The organism is Nitrosospira multiformis (assembly GCF_003050865.1).
GTDB classification, from domain to species: Bacteria; Pseudomonadota; Gammaproteobacteria; order Burkholderiales; family Nitrosomonadaceae; genus Nitrosospira; species Nitrosospira multiformis_E.
In genome coordinates this window covers 31,140-47,541 of the sequence record NZ_QAOK01000011.1, presented here as the reverse complement: position 1 = coordinate 47,541, position 16,402 = coordinate 31,140, and the positions used below count along the sequence as shown (strand labels likewise).

General features: G+C 54.0%; 18 protein-coding genes. 9 read left to right on the top strand and 9 right to left on the bottom strand.

The features are described 5' to 3' along the window. Positions 1-12: 12 nt before the first annotated feature. On the bottom strand, positions 13-1,383 hold the full coding sequence (locus C8R21_RS07460) for an NfeD family protein (RefSeq protein WP_107762136.1): 1,371 nt from the start codon (positions 1,381-1,383) through the stop codon (positions 13-15). Positions 1,384-1,497: 114 nt separating this feature from the next. Here C8R21_RS07460 and C8R21_RS07455 point away from each other — a divergent pair, with 114 nt between their 5' ends. From C8R21_RS07455 to C8R21_RS07435, 5 genes are all read left to right on the top strand, one after another. Then, positions 1,498-3,477 (top strand): aminotransferase class I/II-fold pyridoxal phosphate-dependent enzyme, encoded by a 1,980-nt coding sequence (locus C8R21_RS07455; RefSeq protein WP_107762135.1) that lies wholly within the window; start codon positions 1,498-1,500, stop codon positions 3,475-3,477. A 100-nt stretch (positions 3,478-3,577) separates the two neighbouring features. Continuing rightward, the gene (locus C8R21_RS07450; RefSeq protein WP_107762134.1) at positions 3,578-4,750 is read left to right on the top strand and encodes an aspartate aminotransferase family protein; all 1,173 of its coding nucleotides are present in this window, start codon (positions 3,578-3,580) and stop codon (positions 4,748-4,750) included. An 83-nt stretch (positions 4,751-4,833) separates the two neighbouring features. Beyond that, a complete protein-coding gene (gene argF, locus C8R21_RS07445) occupies positions 4,834-5,757 on the top strand; it encodes an ornithine carbamoyltransferase (protein ID WP_107762179.1) in 924 nt (307 codons plus the stop codon). Positions 5,758-5,826: 69 nt separating this feature from the next. After that, entirely contained in the window at positions 5,827-7,068 is a 1,242-nt protein-coding gene (locus C8R21_RS07440) for an argininosuccinate synthase (protein WP_107762133.1), read from the top strand. A 172-nt stretch (positions 7,069-7,240) separates the two neighbouring features. After that, entirely contained in the window at positions 7,241-7,726 is a 486-nt protein-coding gene (locus C8R21_RS07435) for a YajQ family cyclic di-GMP-binding protein (RefSeq protein WP_107762132.1), read from the top strand. On the opposite strand, the gene C8R21_RS07430 is transcribed toward C8R21_RS07435, so the two are convergent. The 6 genes from C8R21_RS07430 to C8R21_RS07405 all read right to left on the bottom strand — a co-directional run bounded on the left by C8R21_RS07430 (position 7,727) and on the right by C8R21_RS07405 (position 11,506). After that, a complete protein-coding gene (locus C8R21_RS07430) occupies positions 7,727-8,431 on the bottom strand; it encodes a type 1 glutamine amidotransferase (protein ID WP_107762131.1) in 705 nt (234 codons plus the stop codon). A gap of 60 nt (positions 8,432-8,491) precedes the next feature. Further along, positions 8,492-9,016 (bottom strand): FecR family protein, encoded by a 525-nt coding sequence (locus C8R21_RS07425; RefSeq protein ID WP_107762130.1) that lies wholly within the window; start codon positions 9,014-9,016, stop codon positions 8,492-8,494. A 101-nt stretch (positions 9,017-9,117) separates the two neighbouring features. Further along, positions 9,118-9,537, bottom strand: coding sequence for an ExbD/TolR family protein (locus tag C8R21_RS07420; RefSeq protein WP_074973334.1), 420 nt, complete (start codon positions 9,535-9,537; stop codon positions 9,118-9,120). After that, positions 9,537-10,301: a MotA/TolQ/ExbB proton channel family protein gene (locus C8R21_RS07415; protein WP_107762129.1), complete on the bottom strand. Its 765-nt coding sequence runs from the start codon at positions 10,299-10,301 to the stop codon at positions 9,537-9,539. The genes C8R21_RS07420 and C8R21_RS07415 overlap by 1 nt, the downstream gene beginning before the upstream one ends. Before the next feature lie 4 nt (positions 10,302-10,305). Next, on the bottom strand, positions 10,306-10,977 hold the full coding sequence (locus C8R21_RS07410) for an energy transducer TonB (protein ID WP_107762178.1): 672 nt from the start codon (positions 10,975-10,977) through the stop codon (positions 10,306-10,308). 16 nt (positions 10,978-10,993) lie between these two features. Next, complete coding sequence (locus C8R21_RS07405) at positions 10,994-11,506, bottom strand: redoxin domain-containing protein (protein ID WP_258192305.1); 513 nt, start codon at positions 11,504-11,506, stop codon at positions 10,994-10,996. A 513-nt stretch (positions 11,507-12,019) separates the two neighbouring features. Here C8R21_RS07405 and C8R21_RS07400 point away from each other — a divergent pair. The 4 genes from C8R21_RS07400 to C8R21_RS07385 all read left to right on the top strand — a co-directional run bounded on the left by C8R21_RS07400 (position 12,020) and on the right by C8R21_RS07385 (position 13,875). Then, positions 12,020-12,595 carry an RNA polymerase sigma factor gene (locus tag C8R21_RS07400; protein ID WP_074973328.1) on the top strand — a complete coding sequence of 192 codons (576 nt, stop codon included), beginning with the start codon at positions 12,020-12,022 and terminating at the stop codon, positions 12,593-12,595. Further along, the gene (locus tag C8R21_RS07395) at positions 12,592-12,969 is read left to right on the top strand and encodes a DUF3619 family protein (RefSeq protein ID WP_107762127.1); all 378 of its coding nucleotides are present in this window, start codon (positions 12,592-12,594) and stop codon (positions 12,967-12,969) included. The genes C8R21_RS07400 and C8R21_RS07395 overlap by 4 nt, the downstream gene beginning before the upstream one ends. Then, positions 12,951-13,316 (top strand): DUF3106 domain-containing protein, encoded by a 366-nt coding sequence (locus C8R21_RS07390; RefSeq protein WP_107762126.1) that lies wholly within the window; start codon positions 12,951-12,953, stop codon positions 13,314-13,316. The genes C8R21_RS07395 and C8R21_RS07390 overlap by 19 nt, the downstream gene beginning before the upstream one ends. Positions 13,317-13,458: 142 nt before the next feature. Further along, positions 13,459-13,875 (top strand): RDD family protein, encoded by a 417-nt coding sequence (locus tag C8R21_RS07385; RefSeq protein ID WP_107762125.1) that lies wholly within the window; start codon positions 13,459-13,461, stop codon positions 13,873-13,875. Between the two features lie 127 nt (positions 13,876-14,002). On the opposite strand, the gene tldD is transcribed toward C8R21_RS07385, so the two are convergent. Together tldD and C8R21_RS07375 are read right to left on the bottom strand one after the other, a co-directional pair. Then, complete coding sequence (gene tldD, locus C8R21_RS07380; protein WP_107762124.1) at positions 14,003-15,463, bottom strand: metalloprotease TldD; 1,461 nt, start codon at positions 15,461-15,463, stop codon at positions 14,003-14,005. 41 nt (positions 15,464-15,504) lie between these two features. Beyond that, entirely contained in the window at positions 15,505-16,365 is an 861-nt protein-coding gene (locus C8R21_RS07375; RefSeq protein WP_074973319.1) for a carbon-nitrogen hydrolase family protein, read from the bottom strand. Positions 16,366-16,402 lie beyond the last annotated feature (37 nt).

The window sequence follows — 16,402 nt, the reverse complement described above, 5'->3', positions numbered from 1 at the left end:
AGTGTCTCCTGGTTATTTTTCAGTTGCGATTACGTGCAGGACGAGGCCGTCGATTCCTGTCACGCGCACCTTCTGGCCCCGGACCAGTGGTTGGGCGGAATGCACAGTCCACAACTCGCCGCGAATACGCGCCATGCCCTCGCCGGAAGTGTCTTCCAGCATTTCTCCCACTGCGCCGACCATATGCTCCTGACCACTCACCAACGGTTTCTGGCGGCTCTTGAGCGCCATGCCGATTACGGAAACCAGGAAGAGGGCGCTGGCGAAGGCTACTCCACCGATGATCGGCCAGGGGATACCGAAACCGGGCACATCGCTGTCAATCAGCATCAGGGAGCCCACGACGAAAGCGATAATTCCGCCGATACCGAGAGCGCCGAAGCTGGGCAAGAACACTTCGGCCACCATGAATCCGATACCGAGCAGGATCAAGGCAAGTCCGGCATAACTCACCGGCAGTAACTGGAAGGCATACATGGCGATAAGCAGACAGATGGCGCCTGCCACACCGGGCAGCACAAAACCGGGGTTGGCAAACTCGAAGAACAGTCCGTAGATGCCGATAAGCATCAGGACATAGGCGATGCTTGGATTGGTGATGATGGCGAGCAGCTGCATGCGCCAGTCGGGCTCTACGACTTCCACAGTGGTGGAGGTGGTATCGAGTGTACGGTCCTGGCCGAGTACGTTCACTTGCCTGCCATCGAGCTGCTTTAACAGATCCGCAATGTCGGCAGCGACATAATCGATGACTTTGAAGTTCAGCGCTTCGGAGGCCGACAGGCTGACTGCTTCGCGGACGGCTCTTTCCGCCCATTCCACATTACGCCCGCGCATCTGTGCCAAACCGCGTATGTATGCCGCAGCGTCATGAACCATTTTGCGGGACATTTCATCCTTTATGGGAAGCTTGTCCTCTTTCTCCGGATTTTGCTCGCGGTTCTCGCCAGATTTCGGTTTGGCCCCGGGTTCAGGTTCTGATCCTGGCAAGCCGCCAATTTCTATTGGCGTTGCGGCACCCAGGTTGGTGCCCGGCGCCATCGCGGCGATATGGCTCGCATAAAGGATATAAGTGCCGGCACTGGCTGCCCGAGCCCCACTGGGCGCCACAAAAGTTGCCACGGGCACGGGTGAAGCCAGGATGCCGCGTATGATCTGCCGCATGGAAGTGTCGAGCCCTCCCGGCGTGTCCAGTTGTAGCACCACAAGCAGCGCGCTCTCATTCGCTGCGCGTTCCAGCCCTCGCTGGATGAAATCGGCGCTGACAGGAGCAATGGGACCATCGACTTTCAACACCACGACGGGGGAGGCCCGAACAATTGACGGCAACAGAAGCAGTATCGTCAGGATACTGGCAGAAAGAGTTCGAATGAGCAGTTTCATTTGTTCAATAGACCGTTTCATCCGTTACAAATTCGCCAAAAAAGCTTGGCAGATGCTTGCAATGCCATTTATTTTGGCGCATAAAGCGACTTCCATATCAAAAGCATTTATTTCATGAAGAGACCGGTAAGCAGAATTCTCGTTATCAATGATGAAAAACTGATACTCAAGGAGCTGATAAAGGGATTGAACGCCGCGGCCAAATCCCTTGAAAACCCTCTCGGCATCACGTTTTCGGGAGTCACTACTGCGCGCGAGGCGCTTCAGGCCATTCAGGAAGATGGCGACATTCAGTCCGTGCTGGTGGACGACACGCTCTACACCCTAAAAAATGGCGAGAAGGGTTCCCGCATCCTGCAGATGACCGCGCTGAAACTGGTGCAGGAAATAACCCGTTTCCGCCCCGAGCTGGATATCTACATCCTGATCGCGCAGGAGAAAGAGGATGAGGTGGTGGATGCGCTGTTTTCTGAAACCGTGGATGGTTATTTCTACCGGGAAGAGCGCGATTACCGGGGCATGTACCGGATTTTGAACGCGCAGCTTCAGGAAAAAGCGCGCACGCCTTTTTACGATCAACTCAAAAATTATGTATTGATGGCAAAGGATGCCTGGCATACGCCGGGGCATTCTTCGGGCGATTCGTTGCGCGATAGTCCCTGGGCCAGCGATTTTTATCAGTTTATCGGCGAGCATATTTTTCGGGCAGATCTGTCGGTATCGGTGCCCATGCTCGATTCGCTCATGGAGCCTTCCGGCGTCATTGCGGAAGCGCAGAAGATTGCGGCAAAGGCGTTTGGCGCCCGCCGCACTTTTTTTGCCACAAACGGCACCTCTACCGCCAACAAGGTGATATTCCAGACGTTGCTCGCCCCCGGCGAAAAGCTGCTGCTGGATCGGAACTGTCATAAATCGGTTCATCATGGGGTTGTCTTATCCGGCGCCCATCCAATCTATCTCAACTCCTCGGTAAACAAGAAATTCGGGGTTTATGGGCCGGTGCCCAAACAGACACTGTTCAGGGCAATCGAAGAACATCCCGATGCCCAGGCGCTCATACTCACGAGTTGCACCTACGATGGTTTCCGCTATGACCTGCCTCCGATCATCGAGGCCGCGCATGCCAAAGGCATCAAGGTGATCATCGATGAAGCCTGGTACGGCTTCGCCCGCTTTCATCCGGCTTTCCGTCCCACTGCCTTGGAAGCAGGCGCTGATTATGCTACTCAAAGTACACATAAGGTGCTGTCGGCTTTTTCCCAGTCCAGCATGATTCATGTCAATGATCCCGAATTCAACGAGCATCTGTTTCGGGAAAATTTCAACATGCATACTTCCACCAGCCCGCAGTACAGCATGATTGCAAGCCTCGACGTGGCGCGCAAACAGGTGGTGATGGAAGGATACAAGTTGCTGTCGCGCACGCTGGAACTGGCGAAGGAAGTACGCGAGCAAATCAATTCGACCGGTGTGTTTCGCGTACTGGAACTGGCGGATCTGCTGCCTGACGAGGTGAAGAACGACAATATCCAGCTCGATTCGACCAAGGTGACGGTTGATATCTCCCGTTGCGGTTTTACCGTGGAAGATCTGATCCGGGAACTGTTCGAGCGATATAATATTCAGGTGGAAAAATCGACTTTCAATACGCTCACTCTGCTGCTGACCATCGGTACCACGCGCAGCAAGGTGTCACGTCTTTATGATGCTCTCATGCGCATTGCACGCGAAGGCAGGGCGCCTCGCAGACTCTACCAGATCCCGGAGCTTCCGGGATTTACCGAATTGAAGTATCTGCCGCGGGATGCTTTTTACTGTGGTGGCGAGATCGTCCCGCTACTCGACGAGCAGGAACGGGTAAATGATAGCCTGAAAGGGAAGATCTGCGCGGACCAGATCACGCCTTACCCGCCGGGTATTCCCGTGCTGGTGCCAGGCCAGACCATTACCTCCGAGGTGGTGCAATATCTGATCGGCATGCTCCGGTCGCAGAAACGGGTGGAAGTGCACGGGATTGTTTATGACGGCTATCTGCCGTGTTTGAGGCTGTTGAGCGAGGTCGAGGAAAAGAGCTTGAAAAAGCTTGCGAAATAGGTAAAACTAAAGGATTACACAGAATAAACCACAATAAATCTCACCACGTCGCACGGCGGCTCATGCCGCCGTGTTGCATTCTGATCTGGCAAATTTACCTATGTCGAATTTGATGAACACCTACCTGCGCCTGCCCGTTACATTTGCGAGGGGGGAAGGGGTGTGGTTATGGGACGAGGAGGGCAAGCGCTATCTCGACGCGCTTGCCGGAGTAGCAGTATGCGGGCTGGGGCATTGCCATCCCGTGCTGGCAAAGACACTTTGCGAACAGGCAAATACCCTTATCCATACTTCCAATCTCTACCATATCAGGAAGCAGGAACAGCTGGCAACGAGATTGACCGGGCTCTCGGGCATGGAGAATGCATTTTTCTGCAATTCCGGAGCCGAGGCCAATGAGGCAGCGATCAAGCTCGCGAGGTTGTATGGACATGGAAAGAATATCGACTTGCCGACTATTATCGTCATGGAAAAATCGTTCCACGGACGTACCATGGCGACCCTGACTGCAAGTGGCAACCGCAAGGTGCAGGCTGGCTTCGAGCCGCTCCTCACCGGTTTTGCACGGGTTCCCTATAATGATCTTGAGGCAGTGGCGCAGGTTGCGGAACACAACAAGAACGTCGTCGCTATTCTGGTTGAACCTTACCAGGGGGAGGGGGGGGTCAACGTGCCGCAGGCAAGTTACCTGCAAGGTCTTCGCCACCTCTGTGACCAGAACGGCTGGCTGCTGATGCTGGATGAAGTGCAGTGTGGAATTGGCCGAACCGGCAACTGGTTCGCTTTTCAATACAGCGGCATCACACCGGATGTCGTCACGCTCGCCAAAGGTCTGGGATCGGGTGTGCCCATTGGCGCCTGCCTGGCGAAAGGCGTTGCAGCAAATGTCTTCAAGCCAGGCAATCATGCCTCCACTTTCGGTGGAAACCCGCTCGCCTGCAGTGCTGCGCTTGCTACGCTCGAAGTAATCGAGGAAGAAGACCTGCTGCGCAATGCAATGGAAGTGGGCGATTTCATGCGCAGCCTGTTCAAGGCGCAGTTGGGGGATTTGCCGGATGTGATTGAAATTCGCGGCCAGGGTCTGATGATAGGCATCGAGCTTTCGAGATCGTGCGGTGAACTGGTGACGGAAGCTTTGAAAAAAGGCCTTCTCATCAATGTAACCTCCGACAAGGTAGTACGTCTGCTACCGCCGCTCGTGATCCAACGAAGCGAGGCTGAGCAGGTAGTCAACACTTTATCTCCCATTGTGAAGGAATTTCTGGCAGCTTGAGTTTTTTGCAATCTTGAAAAGTGAACGGTTGAAGTCATCCGGGCTTGAGTCTTCGCAATGGACTCGCCCCTGACACCAAAAATATGCAGATCAAGCATTTCTTACAGTTCAACGATTTTTCCCGGGAGGAATTCGAGTATCTGTTCGAGCGCACGTGCTGGATCAAGCAGGAGTTCAAACAGTACCGTCGCTACTGGCCGCTGGAAGACCGTACTCTGGCCATGATCTTCGACAAGCATTCAACCCGCACCAGGCTTTCGTTTGAAGCGGGAATGCATCAGCTGGGCGGGGCGGCGATCTATCTTTCCACTCGTGATACCCAGTTGGGGCGCGGCGAGCCGGTCGAAGATGCGGCACGGGTGATTTCGCGGATGGTGGACATCGTCATGATCCGTACCCATGAGCATGATATCGTCAGGCGGTTTGCGGCGCATTCGCGTGTTCCGATCATTAATGGACTGACCGATGAATATCACCCTTGCCAGATCATTGGGGATATTTTTACGTTCATCGAGCACCGTGGCAGCATTACCGGCAAGACAGTGGCGTGGATAGGGGACTCCAACAACGTTTGCAATACGTGGCTTCAGGCAGCGGAAGTATTCGATTTCAATGTCCATGTCTCCACTCCGCCAGGCTACGAAGTGGAGCCGGAACGGGCCGGTCTTTACGGGACAAGCCACTATGAGGAGTTCGCCGATCCACATGAGGCAGTAAAAGGCGCAGATCTCGTTACCACGGACGTCTGGACCAGTATGGGATTCGAGGCCGAAACCGAGGAGCGAAAAAAGGACTTTGCGGATTTTCGGGTGGATGCGGAAATGATGTCACACACTCGCAAGGATGCGCTGTTTATGCATTGCCTGCCTGCTCATCGTGGAGAGGAAGTGGCGGCGGAAGTGATAGACGGACCGCAATCGGTGGTATGGGACGAGGCGGAGAACCGACTTCATACGCAAAAGGCGCTGATTGAATACCTGTTGCTGGGAAGACTGGATAACGTCTGATAGAGCAGGATTTTCAATAGGAGTTATTCGGCGAAGTCCAGTCGGCATTTTTTTATCAATGAGACAAGCATGGGAAAAGAAAACAAGGCGAATGCCGCTGAGATTAAAAAAGTAGTCCTGGCATTTTCCGGGGGTCTGGATACATCGGTAATCCTGAAGTGGCTGCAGGATACCTATCGGTGTGAAGTTGTCACCTTCACCGCTGACATTGGCCAGGGGGAGGAGGTGGAACCTGCCCGGGCAAAGGCGAAGCAACTTGGCGTGAGGGAAATTTTTATCGACGACTTGCGCGAAGAATTCGTGCGCGACTTCGTCTTTCCCATGTTTCGCGCCAATACCATTTATGAAGGAGAGTACCTGCTCGGCACCAGCATTGCACGCCCGCTGATTGCCAAGCGCCAGATCGAAATCGCGCGGGAAACCGGTGCGGACGCCGTGTCGCACGGTGCGACCGGGAAAGGCAATGATCAGGTGCGCTTTGAACTCGGTTACTATGCCCTTCAACCGGATATCCGGGTGATTGCACCGTGGCGCGAATGGGATCTTACATCCCGGGAAAAGCTTCTGAAATACGCGGAGCAGCACGACATCCCGGTGGAAATGAAGAAAAAGGAAGGCTCTCCCTACAGTATGGATGCCAACCTTCTGCATATTTCGTATGAGGGACGTATTCTCGAAGACCCTGCGCAGGAGCCGGAAGAGGCAATGTGGCGCTGGAGTGTTTCACCGGAAAAAGCACCGGACAATCCCGAATATATCGACCTCGAATTCAGGCAGGGCGATATCGTGGCATTGAATGGGGAAGAGCTTTCGCCGGCGCCCCTGCTTGCCAGACTCAATGAACTGGGGGGCAAGCACGGGATAGGGCGCCTGGATCTGGTCGAAAACCGGTATGTCGGTATGAAATCCCGCGGGTGCTACGAGACCCCCGGCGGCACGATCATGCTGCGTGCCCATCGGGCCATGGAGTCCATTACACTGGACCGTGAAGTCGCACATTTGAAAGACGAGCTTATGCCACGTTATGCCGAACTGATTTACAACGGCTATTGGTGGAGTCCCGAACGCAGAATGATGCAGACGATGATCGATGCGTCACAGGCGCATGTGAACGGCTGGGTGCGGGTGAAGCTCTACAAGGGTAATGTGATTGTCGTGGGGAGAGACTCGAAAACAGATTCGCTGTTTGATCCTCATATTGCAACCTTCGAAGATGACCAGGGTGCGTACAATCAGATGGATGCTGCCGGTTTCATCAAATTGAATGCGCTCAGGATGCGGATTGCCGCCAATTTGAGAAATCGCAAATAATAGCGCTGGAATTACCAGCAGCAAGGAACAACAAAGGTGTTGAAAGTTGTGCAAGCATCATGCAATCGGGGGCGAAGCCTGTATATCTTTGATGATCATGAACAGAGCAGCGCCAATGGGCTGGAAAGCCTGCCTTATGAAAACTGCATGAGATTCTTTTGAGAAGATTGATATGCCATCATTCGATATCGTTTCCGAAGTCGACAAGCAGGAAGTTAGAAACGCAGTTGACCAAGTGAATAAGGAAGTGAGCACGCGTTTCGACTTCAAGGGTTCTGACGCCCGCGTGGAACAGACGGATTACACGCTTACTGTTTTTGCCGACGATGAATTCAAGCTGGACCAGGTGTTCGACATCCTGACCGCCAAACTGGCCAAGCGGAGTGTCGATGTGCGCTCCCTGGATAAGGGTCAGGTGGAAAAAATCAGCGGCAACAAGGTGAAGCAGCTCGTCACGGTTAAAACCGGCGTGGAAAGCGAGCTGGCTAAAAAAATTATCAGGGTTATCAAGGACAGTAAACTCAAGGTACAAGGCAGCATTCAGGGGGATACCGTGCGCATTTCAGGCGCAAAGCGGGATACCCTGCAAGAGGCCATCCAGCTAGTCAAGAAATCGGTCACGGATTTTCCCCTGCAATTTCAGAATTTCCGCGATTGATCAATGAGCGATTCCGGTGATCCATTTTGCATATAAGCGATTGGCTACCTGGTTTAACGCCCATATCCGGCTGGACAGATCCACTTGCATTGCCTCTGCGGACTGCACCGCAGGGCCTGGGCTCGAAGCAATTTCCTCCGTACCGTGACTGCACCAAGCTTTCACCATTCCTTCGGTCATTTCTACATGGCACTGCAATCCCAAGTGTTTATCCAGTGCGAATGCCTGATTTTTACACCAGGGGCTGGAAAGCAGCAGTGTGGCGTTATCCGGGAGAGTAAAAATCTCGCCATGCCAGTGGAACACCTCGCATTTTGAGAGATTCCCGAACCACTCCCGGGCTGGCTGATTATCGGCAGTGCTCGCCTCACCCCAGCCTATTTCCTTGACTGGGCTTTTGGAAACCACTCCTCCCAGCGCCTTCGCCATTAATTGACCCCCGAGACAGTGCCCCAATACAGGAATATTGCTTGCCACTGCCTGGCGGATCAATGAGAGTTCATTTCTGATCCAGAGCAAATCATCATTTACGCTCATCGGGCCGCCCATGAATACCAGACCGCCGAATTGACGCGCGTCGGCAGGTACACTTTCACCGGCATCGATTTTTATGAGTTGCCAGGGAATTGCATGGCGATCGAGAAACGTGGCGAAATAGCCTGGCCCTTCGATTGGAAAATGCCTGAAGATTGCGACCGGCTTCATGGATACAATTGCACTCCGCTGGCTGGCGAGTAGGAATGGGAGGAAAGGGAATTTAGATGTTTAGTACCGGTCAGCGTGGCGCCAGGGGGCTATCTCGGTATCCGCAATCACCCTCTGGCCGGTAACCTGGATACCATCAAAATCTGCGCGCTCGTGTGCACCTACGAGGTAAGTTCCAGTCTTAACCAGGATCTCCACCTGTCCATTCGCCACGGCGACACTACCGCCACCGGTGCGCTTGCTGACACTGAAACGGGTGCCAGTGTCCCTGATGTAGGTGGTGCCCACCTTCAGATTCAGTTTTCCGGGCTGGTTGCCGCTGACATCAAAAAAGGCGTTGCCCCGCAACAGTTCAATTCCGCTGGGTTCCGTATTGGTGACAGCAACACTGCTGTCGGCATCGAGGCTGATCGCGATATCGGGCGTTGCAAGGACAGTGAGCCGCTGGCCGGAAATGGTTTCATGGAGACGCGTCTTTATCGGCGCGGCAATGAACCAGGATAACAGGCCGAGCCCTACGGCGGTGGCTACGATGGAGCCATGCACCACGAACGGCAGCCACCGGTCGCGGATTATGTCAGGCATGCAACTATACCCTCGCAATGACGAAGCGTTTGCCGGTGTGTCTGTCAGTGCTTGAATTGACCGTGATTGATATTCCTTCTGCAGTCGTGCTTCGGCAACTGTTATTTTTTTGAAGGGTCGGTAACGAAACCTATTCGCACCAGTCCCGCCTTTGCTGCAATGGACATCACCTGCGCTACATGCTCGTAGTGGACATGTTTGTCGGCGCGGATATGAAGCTCGATATTTGGATTTTGCCCTACCGCCTCAGTGAACCGGGGTGCCAGTTGATCCATTGTAACCGATTCACCGTTCCAGTAAAGACTGGAGTCGTCACGCAGTGCGAATTCCACGTGCTCTGGTTGAGTGATGTTTGGGCTGCTCGATGCCTTCGGCAGGTCGATTTTAACGGAATGCGTAAGCAGCGGTGCCGTAATGATAAAAATCACCAGCAGTACCAGCATCACGTCCACCAATGGTACGACGTTGATTTCAGCCATCGGTAGCTGCCGGTTACTGCTGTTCATGCTGCCGAATGCCATTACAGCCTCCTTTCGCCGGGTGCCGCTGCGGGGGAAACCAACGGAGTAACCACCCGCAAGGAACGCTCATCGCCGGGAGATCCGCCTGCTTTTGTTCCAACCGTGATCAGGACGAAAAGATCATGGGCAAAGGCATCCAGTCGTGCCAGCCAGATGCGATTGCGCCGTACAAATGTGTTATAGGCCAAAACCGCGGGAATTGCCACCGCCAGCCCGAGCGCTGTCATGATCAACGCTTCTCCCACGGGACCTGCTACCTTGTCCAGCGTACCCTGGCCGGATAATCCGATTTGGATCAAGGCGTGATAGATGCCCCATACCGTGCCAAACAAGCCAATATAGGGGGCAGCCGAACCTGCGGATGCGATCACGGTGAGACCATTTTCCACCTGCGCTGCTTCCTGGTCGAGGCCATTGCGCAGTATGCGGGTGATGAATTCGCTCGCGCCACCTGCTGCCGCGAGATTTTGCAATCCATGTTTCTCCGAGTCGGCGGCTGCGTTCATTGCCAACCTGGCAAGTTGCGCAAAGGCGTTGTCATCCGAATCCTCTTTCAGCGTCGAATTTACTTCCTGCAATGAACCCGCGCTCCAGAAACGCTTGAGAAAGGTGTCAGCCCGCTTTCCTGCCATGATATTGGAGATACCTTTGGTCAGTATGAGATACCAGCTTGCTACAGAGAGCGCAAGCAGCAGTATGAGCACCGTCATACCGACGCCGTCGAGCTGCGCCAGAAAATTTGAAAATCCGAGACCTGTTTGCATTAGGTTAATCTCCTTGGAGTACAAAGTTGAAGGGTTGCAGGGCAACAGCCCGCACCGGTTGACCATTGCGTACGGTGGGTGTGCAGCGCCAGGTTTTGACAGCGGTCATGGCAGCTTCGTCCAGCCGCTTGAAACCACTGCTGTTCACTACGTGTGCCACATTGACGTATCCTTTTTCATCCAGTTCCACTCTTAATACGAGCTTTCCTTCCTCGCCGAGCCGTTTCGAAAGCGCTGGATAAGTCGGCGCATTCAAGTGAGGGCATGCGACCGATAATTCCGAGGAAAGCGAAACCGGGCCAGCCGGCATTTGCGGCGCAGGGGCTGCTTCCACTACTGGTTCGGGTTCGGCTTCAGGCTCGGCTTCGAGTTCCGGTTCCGGTGGAGGAGGCGGCGCGACCGGCTCGCTTTCGGTCAGTGGCGGCGCCTTTGCAACGAGTTGCTGAGGTTGCGGTTTCTTTACAGGTTTAGGTTTAGGCTTCGGCGGAGGAGGTGGCGTTTCAGGCTTGGCCTCTTCCTTTGGTTGAGGCGAAGGAATGAAATTTACTATCAATGTCGCTAATTGTTCCGGCGGGGGAATCAGCTGTTGTTTGAACAGGAAATAAAGCAATCCGGCGTGGATCACAACGACGAACATCAAACCAGACAAGGATATGCTGTTGTGCTTCAAGTTCATTGCCTGTCCTGCCATCTCAATGCTTTCCATCCTGCTTTCCGGTCGCGGTATCGACAGTATTTCGCGACAGCCATTCCTCGACGAGCGACTTGTTGATCAGGCCCATCCTGACTGTGCGCTGGTGTTTCTGATCATAGAAATAAGTCCGCGGTACTTCGCCGTACCAGCGGCCATCGATTTCCTGGCGCAGGCGTTCCGGCATATCCTCTGCGAAAACCCATTGTTCGAACCTGGCAGTTCCATAGCTTGCCGCCCGATCAGCGAGTTGAGGCATATCATCGATCGTATCGGTAGCAATCAGTACCACATCCAGTCCCGGGTGACTCTTTTCAAGCTCGCTCAGCATTTTGAGTTCAGTGGGGCAATACTGGCAATCGAGGGACCAGAGGACGAGAATGAAAGGTTTGTTCGGCCGGGATGCAAGCACTTGCTCGAGGCTTCCCGATGTAAAAGGGCGAATAATTTCCGCCGCGCCGACAATGCCGACAGCACCGAGGAAGAGCATCAGTACGAGCGCCATCCAAAGCATAGTGCTACCAGAGCTACGGGCCAGCTCGTTGGGCGATGGGACGGGTTGGAATTTCAGAATACCTGACATTGGTAGTGTAAATCTAATTAAGAATCACTCGCAATTCAAGGCGGAATTGTACCACTAACAGGCGGCTGCACAAATATTCGAACGCAGTTTCGGATTTTTTGGGCAACTTGAGAAGGAATTTTCGATATCTGCGACGATCGCCGCCATGATAGGCAGGAAAAAGGATTATCGCAATGTGACAAATTGTCGCAGGAGCAGAATAGAGCCCCTCCGAAAAACCTCCTCTATGACTCAAACTCGACCGCCTGGTTTTCGCGCCTCTCCAATATCGGACGCCGTCAGCAGAAGGGCAAGCGGAGGGGCATGCAGATAAACTTCACCTAACATTACCTGCCTTATTAAAACAGCTACAGTAGCGTGCTAAAAGTTTGCTAACATTGCCGCCGGTGAGGAGTTTGCTCCTGTTCTTTCATCTTCCAAGAGTCTTCCAAGAGGCGAATCGTCCTGGCTACAAAACAGGAATTTTCGAATTTTCTGGCTGAAGTCGAACGGCGCGCCTATAAGCAAGCTTTATTTGCCGTGCGGGATGAACATCTCGCCCTGGATATTGTTCAGGATTCGATGATGAAGCTTGTCGAGAAGTATTCGGCCAAACCCCTGGAAGAATTACCTCTCCTGTTTCAACGCATCCTGCAAAATACTATCCGGGATTTTTATCGTCGACAGAAAACGCGCTCATTGTGGACGACACTGTTTTCGGCATTCATTCCTTCCGATCATGAAAAGGAAAGCGAAGATTTCGATCTGCTGGAAACTTTGCAATCCGATGCGTCATCATCTAAGGTTAATGATCCCCACCAACAGCTCGAGCAGTCGCAACTTATCAATCTGCTCGAGAGAGCTATTGAAACCCTACCGGCACGTCAACGCGAGGCTTTTCTATTGCGTTACTGGGAGGAAATGGATGTTATGGAAACAGCGAAAATCATGGGGTGCTCCGAAGGGAGTGTGAAAACACACTGTTCCCGTGCAACCCATGCACTTGCCGCAATGTTGAAAAAACATGGAATCGGGCTATGAGTGAAACTGATGTAGGGAGGGAAGTGGCGCGGTTGCTGGATCGTGGAGTTGATGACATCAAGCAGGGCACATTAAATCGTCTCCAGTCTGCACGTCGGGCTTCTCTGGAAAATTACCATGTGGCGGAAACAGTCGTCCGGCTTGGCCAGAGCGGGCAGGTCGCTTCATCGCGAGGTGGGCATCATGGTCATTCGCGGGCTGGCAAGTTGTTATCGGTGATAACATTGTTGCTGGCTTTAGCGGGCGCCATTTATTGGCAGAATTTGCAGCAGATTGATGAGAATGAGGAAATCGAGATAATGCTGCTCGTGGATGATCTGCCGATAGATGCCTATCTGGACGATGAGTTGGGTGAATGGTTAAATCAGTCATAGCCGTCACATCGGCGCTGTGCCTGTTATTTTCGGTCCCGGTTGAAGCAGGTCAACCTGCCTGGGAAGAATTGAAGCCGCAGCAAAAGGAGGCGTTGGCTCCGCTCGCACAAGAGTGGAACGGGATGGACCCTGTAAAAAAGAAGAAATGGCTGGGCATTGCCAAACGCTATCCGCATATGACACCCGAAGAGCAGCACAGGACCCAGTTGCAGATGCGGGATTGGTATTCGCTGACCCCGGAACAGCGGGAGCGGGTACGTGAGAAGTATAAAACCATCAAGAAATTACCGCCGGAAAAGCGCCAGGAAATAAAGCGCAAATGGCGTGAGCATGAGCATCAGCAATGAAGCATTCCACTGTAGCAGGTGATTCAACACAGGCAGACAGGCAGACGCGTCTCCCGGTTTTCTGAGTTGTTTTCTGTTTTTTCTCAATACTGCACTGCAATAAAACCAATACGAAAGCCTTCCTGATGGACTTCCCGACACCATGAAAATTTCCGCGCCGGGACTGGGGCGGAGATTACTGAGTATGCTGTATGAATCGCTGATTCTGGTTGCGGTTCTGTTTATCGCCAGTTTCGTTTTTCATCTTCTCTTCCGGGATACCAGTTCCGTTTTTTTCCGGCCCGCCTTCCAGCTTTACCTGCTCGTGGTCGCAGGTATTTATTTCATCTGGTTCTGGACCCACGGTGGACAGACATTACCCATGCAAACCTGGAAGCTGCGTGTAATCCGCGCCGACGGAGGTCCCCTTAATCTGAAGCAGGCGCTCGCACGCTATCTGTTTGCCGTCATCGGCATCTTTTTGTTCGGCTGCGGGATATTGTGGGGGTTATTCGATCGGGATGGATTGTTCCTGCATGACCGGCTTGCGGGTACCCGGATCGTGAAGATCGAGCAGTGAGAATACCTGACAGGATCGAACGTATTATGGGGCGGAGGCTGCGGCTGGGACCGCGGCCAAAGCCGCAACTCCAGGGTCGCCCTGGATCAGGCCTGGAACTGAGGCGTATCTGGATCAGGCATTGAGGCTATGCCGTTCCTCCCACTGTCAGCCCATCTATGCGAAGGGTTGGCTGACCCACGCCTACCGGCACGCTCTGGCCTTCCTTACCACAAGTGCCCACACCGGGATCAAGCGACAGATCGTTACCGATCATCGAAACGCGGGTGAGTATATCGGGACCGTTGCCGATCAGGGTAGCGCCTTTCACCGGATACGAAATTTTTCCGTTTTCGATCATGTAGGCTTCCGCAGCCGAAAATACGAATTTCCCGCTGGTGATATCCACCTGTCCCCCGCCGAAATTGACCGCATATAACCCGTGTTTCACGGAAGCGATGATTTCTTCCGGGGTTTTGTCCCCATTCAGCATATACGTATTCGTCATGCGCGGCATGGGAATGTGCGCAAACGATTCACGTCTTGCATTTCCAGTAACGGGAACGTTCATCAGCCGTGCATTCAGGCTGTCCTGCAAATAACCCTTGAGTATTCCGTTTTCGATCAGCACTGTGCACTGCGTGGGATTCCCTTCATCATCGACATTGAGCGAGCCCCGTCGGCGTGCAATAGTGCCGTCATCCACCACCGTCACTCCCGGTGCAGCCACGCGTTCGCCGATTCGACCCGCAAATGCGGAACTCCCCTTGCGGTTGAAGTCTCCTTCCAGCCCGTGGCCGATGGCCTCATGCAACAGTATGCCCGGCCAGCCCGCGCCGAGCACCACCGTCATGGTCCCCGCAGGCGCCGGTTTTGCATGCAGGTTGACGACCGCCTGGTGAACCGCTTTTGCAGCATAGTCGCGCAGCACTTCGTCCGTGAAGTATGCATAGTCGAATCGTCCTCCTCCTCCCGCAACTCCTTGCTCACGATTGCCGTTTTCCTCGGCGATAACCTGCAGTGAGAGACGTACAAGCGGGCGCACATCGGCTGCCAGAAGACCATCACTGCGGGCAACGAGAACCACTTCGTATTCCCCTGAGAGGGAGGCCATGACCTGGATAACACGTTTGTCCAGCGCCCGTGCATAACTCTCGAGCTTTTCGAGCAAAGCCACCTTGTCCGTATCCTTGAGGCTGGCAATCGGATCCTCCGGCAGATAAAGCTCGCGCCCCTTGCTGCGCTTGACGGCCTGCACCGATTGTGTGACGCCATGGCGAGCGATGGCCCGTGTGGCCTGTGCGGCGGACACCAGCGCAGGCATGCTGATGTCGTCCGAATACGCAAAGGCGGTCTTGTCTCCGCTGACTGCCCGTACACCCACACCCTGATCGATATTAAAGCTGCCGGATTTGACTATGCCTTCTTCCAGAGCCCAGCCTTCAGCCCGGCTATACTGAAAATACAGGTCGGCATAATCGATGCGGTGCGCAAGCATCTGGCCGAACACGTTCTGCAAGCCGGGTGCATCCAATTCATGAGGTGCAAGCAGACAACTGTGGGCCGTCGCGAAAAGATCGTTAACCTGGATAGTCTGTTCTGTAATCATGGTAGTTAGTGGTGGAGAAGGAGAACAAGGTTCAATGGAATTCAGCAGTGACGCAGTGTGCGGTGATTCAAGGCGGGCAGGCTGCTGCGCAAGCTCGCCTGGTATTCCGGATCAATATCCGCGATGACGACTCCGGGCCCGCGCGGGAGGCGGTCCAACACCACGCCCCAGGGATCGACTATCATGCTGTCCCCATGGGTTTCCCGTCCATTGATATGGTATCCCCCCTGGGCAGGCGCAACGACGTATGCCAGGTTTTCGATAGCGCGAGCGCGGATCAAGGTTTCCCAGTGCGCCTTGCCCGTGGTAGCGGTGAAAGCCGCCGGGGCGAAGATAATGTCTACCTGCCCCATGGAACGGTAAAGCTCGGGAAAGCGGATATCGTAGCAGATGGAAAGGCCGATGCGGCCAAAGGGGGATTCCAGGGCAACGACACCCTGGCCTGCCTCAATGGTTTCTTCTTCGGCATAGCGTTCAGTCCCCAGCTCCAGACCGAACAAATGTATTTTGTCGTACCGTGCGACCTGCTCACCATTGTCGTTGTATACCAGGCAACTGTTTCGTACCTTGTCAGGGCGGGAAGAAACCAGGGGCACCGAGCCGCCTACGAGCCAGAGGCCGAGACGCCTGGCAGTATTGCCCAGGAATTCCTGTATCGGCCCCTGATTATCCTGCTCACGTGCCGCTACTCTATCAGCATCTTCCATTCCCATCAGACAGAAATACTCGGGGAGCGCCGCCAGCTTTGCGCCGCGTGATGCAGCCATATCCAGAAGCCGCCCGGCTTCTTCCAGATTGGCGTAGATATTTGGACCTGCCGCCATTTGAATGGCAGCAACACGAATCGGCCCCCTGTGGGCTGTTTCAGGAGGAAGCGAGTTACAGGCTACGGAGTCTTGCATATTTGAAGTGTATTTTCCGGGCAGCGGGGAATACAGA

Coding starts and splice junctions, on each gene's coding strand:
- C8R21_RS07420 (WP_074973334.1), bottom strand. CDS start 9,537: ATGGCATTCGGCAGCATGAACAGCAGTAACCGGCAGCTACCGATGGCT.
- C8R21_RS07415 (WP_107762129.1), bottom strand. CDS start 10,301: ATGCAAACAGGTCTCGGATTTTCAAATTTTCTGGCGCAGCTCGACGGC.
- tldD (WP_107762124.1), bottom strand. CDS start 15,463: ATGATTACAGAACAGACTATCCAGGTTAACGATCTTTTCGCGACGGCC.
- C8R21_RS07410 (WP_107762178.1), bottom strand. CDS start 10,977: ATGAACTTGAAGCACAACAGCATATCCTTGTCTGGTTTGATGTTCGTC.
- C8R21_RS07450 (WP_107762134.1), top strand. CDS start 3,578: ATGTCGAATTTGATGAACACCTACCTGCGCCTGCCCGTTACATTTGCG.
- argF (WP_107762179.1), top strand. CDS start 4,834: ATGCAGATCAAGCATTTCTTACAGTTCAACGATTTTTCCCGGGAGGAA.
- C8R21_RS07460 (WP_107762136.1), bottom strand. CDS start 1,383: ATGAAACTGCTCATTCGAACTCTTTCTGCCAGTATCCTGACGATACTG.
- C8R21_RS07440 (WP_107762133.1), top strand. CDS start 5,827: ATGGGAAAAGAAAACAAGGCGAATGCCGCTGAGATTAAAAAAGTAGTC.
- C8R21_RS07455 (WP_107762135.1), top strand. CDS start 1,498: ATGAAGAGACCGGTAAGCAGAATTCTCGTTATCAATGATGAAAAACTG.
- C8R21_RS07395 (WP_107762127.1), top strand. CDS start 12,592: ATGAGTGAAACTGATGTAGGGAGGGAAGTGGCGCGGTTGCTGGATCGT.
- C8R21_RS07405 (WP_258192305.1), bottom strand. CDS start 11,506: ATGCTTTGGATGGCGCTCGTACTGATGCTCTTCCTCGGTGCTGTCGGC.
- C8R21_RS07375 (WP_074973319.1), bottom strand. CDS start 16,365: ATGCAAGACTCCGTAGCCTGTAACTCGCTTCCTCCTGAAACAGCCCAC.
- C8R21_RS07430 (WP_107762131.1), bottom strand. CDS start 8,431: ATGAAGCCGGTCGCAATCTTCAGGCATTTTCCAATCGAAGGGCCAGGC.
- C8R21_RS07435 (WP_107762132.1), top strand. CDS start 7,241: ATGCCATCATTCGATATCGTTTCCGAAGTCGACAAGCAGGAAGTTAGA.
- C8R21_RS07390 (WP_107762126.1), top strand. CDS start 12,951: ATGGTTAAATCAGTCATAGCCGTCACATCGGCGCTGTGCCTGTTATTT.
- C8R21_RS07385 (WP_107762125.1), top strand. CDS start 13,459: ATGAAAATTTCCGCGCCGGGACTGGGGCGGAGATTACTGAGTATGCTG.
- C8R21_RS07425 (WP_107762130.1), bottom strand. CDS start 9,016: ATGCCTGACATAATCCGCGACCGGTGGCTGCCGTTCGTGGTGCATGGC.